Below are 2,377 nucleotides of genomic sequence, written 5' to 3' on the forward strand. Positions count from 1 at the left end.
TATTAAAGCATCTAAGTTGTTTAGACCTAAATTATTTTCTTGTAAGACACTTTCAATTAAAGGAATCATGCAAGGACATAATCGTTTTTGTCAAGGCGGGATTTGAAAGTAGTAATTTTTCCTTGGATAACTAAAATAACTATTTGGCTTTTGAGGATATCTAGAATTAAAATGTTTTGTGATTCATTTTCGTATCGCTTTCCAAAGTTTGGTTAAAGTTGCAAAAAATTTAAAGGTTGATTTTGGAATAAGTATTTTGCATATCATTTTGATCCACTTTATTTTATTATCAAGGTTTCTATTTTGATAGATAGTAATTTTCTTTGAGTTTCATTTTAAAAATGTCATTTTCTACTAAAAAAAGCAAAATCAGGAAAAAATGTAACTGCAATTTTAAAATATTCTACTATAACAAAATCTTGATAAGTAAGATCTTCTAATAGTTCTTCTAAAAATTCAGTCCTGAGCCTGTGCGATATAAATCAAGATGATAAATAGTGTGCAATTTGTTCTTGTAGGTTTTAGAAATGACAAAAAGTAGGACTACAAACATTCTTGAAGGATGCAAAACTTTTTTAATAAAACCCTTAGTAAAGATAGTTTTTTCCACAACCCAAAGAGCCTTTGTAATAAAATGATTGTTTTGTTTTGTTTTTCTTTTGGGAGTGTTTTTTTTTTGATTGATGAGTTTTTTTTCCTAAATTGTAACCTAATATTTGGGTTTCTTTTGGGGTATTAGTAATTGTTTCTAAATATATTTTGGTTTTCATATGCGTTTAGACCTTTAATTACGAGATTAAAATAATATGATAAGACCTTTTGTTCTTTTTCCTTTGGTGTTTTGTCTTTTGTTGTTGGTTTAAAATTAATTTTCTACGCCATCTACATGATACTTCTTTTTGACAACCGCTACTGAAACTGCTTTATGACCTTGTTTTTAATTTGATGATGCGCGTTCCTTGGGTAGCTTTGTTTTGGTTTTGGTAATTTGTCAATTGTTAATTTTACTACTTGTCCTTTGTCAGAAGAAACAATAAGATCATCTGTAGGGAGGACAACTTGTAGTAATAAGTCTTCCTTTTTGGTCGTTTACTTTGGGATAATTTTAGAGCTTCCTTTGCTAATTACGTGCTGACCGTATTATTGACGTTGGTTATTTTTCCAAAGCTGTTTTCAGTCATTATTATTTAAAATGTTTTGATGCTTTGGAATCAGTGTCAAATAAAGCAGCTCCTACTACAAATGAATGCTTCCAAGACGCATTCCACTACACCCATGCTGTTGCGACTAATACTTTTTAATTTTGGTTTCACAAAAACAAATAGCATTGCCATTGTTAGATGCTAGAATGATATTTTTAGTGCCTGTGGTTTTGTTTACTGTAAGGACTTCATCGTTTTCTTTTTAACCTAATTGCAATAAGACCTCTTTGGAAATGTGGCTGTATTCTTTGAGAGGTGTTTTTTTTGACTATGCCTTTTTTGGTAGCAAAGAATAAGTAATCTTGGGATTGATCAAAGTTTTTAACACTGGTGAAAGAAGTTAAAAATTCGTCTTTTTCGAATGGTAAGAAATTAACAAGATGGCTTCCTTTGGATTGTCTTTGACCTAAAGGAATTTCGTAGCCTTTGAGTTGATAGACTTTGCCTTTGTTAGTAAAAAATAAGTGATAATCGTGAGTAGAAGTAATTGCTAGATGTTCAATAAAGTCTTCTTCGTAGATTTTCATACCAGAAACGCTCTTTGCTCCAATTCTTTTTGTTGTTTGTAAGTATCAATATCCATGCTTTTTGATGTAGCCTTTGTTAGTAATTGTAATAATGATAGGTTTTTCTTCGATTAAGTCTTCGTCTTCAAAGTTTAGGGTCGCATCAAAATTGAGGGTAGTTTTTCTCTGTCATCTTGGTATTTTTTCTTCATTTCTAGAAGTTCTTGTCCTAAATGCGTTCTTTTTTCTTTTGGGAATCAATGATACTTTGGCATTCTAAAATTTCTTGAGTGAGGTTTTTTTCTTCAGTGATAAGTTTTTGAGTTTCTGGTTAGCAAGTCTTGGAGGACATTTCTAAAATCGCTTTGAGCTTTGTATTTCATCAAAAATTGTATCTTTGCATTAATTGCTTTGGGCTTCTTTGACATCTGTAGAAGTTTTGATGAGTTTAATAGCAGTTTCGATAATATTTCTAAAATAGTGATAAGAGCTATTTACTAAATGTTTTTCTTTCGCTTGCTTTTTTTGAGTTCAAAAGCTTTTTTTGGCGGTTAATAATCTCTGATGCGGAAATTGAAAAAAGCTTCTAAAGATTTGTTTAAGAAAACCAATTAGAGTTTTCAACTAAGGCAAAAGCAATGCAGCAAACATGTATTGCGCCCGTTGATT

1 protein-coding gene is annotated in these 2,377 nt (G+C 30.7%); it reads right to left on the reverse strand.

Going from position 1 to position 2,377, the window contains the following annotated elements:
- Positions 1–1,390 precede the first annotated feature (1,390 nt).
- Positions 1,391–1,729 carry a DNA gyrase C-terminal beta-propeller domain-containing protein gene (locus tag ACEW7V_RS01320; protein WP_374695634.1) on the reverse strand — a complete coding sequence of 113 codons (339 nt, stop codon included), beginning with the start codon at positions 1,727–1,729 and terminating at the stop codon, positions 1,391–1,393.
- Positions 1,730–2,377: the final 648 nt, after the last annotated feature.

Source organism: Areca yellow leaf disease phytoplasma (assembly GCF_041920595.1).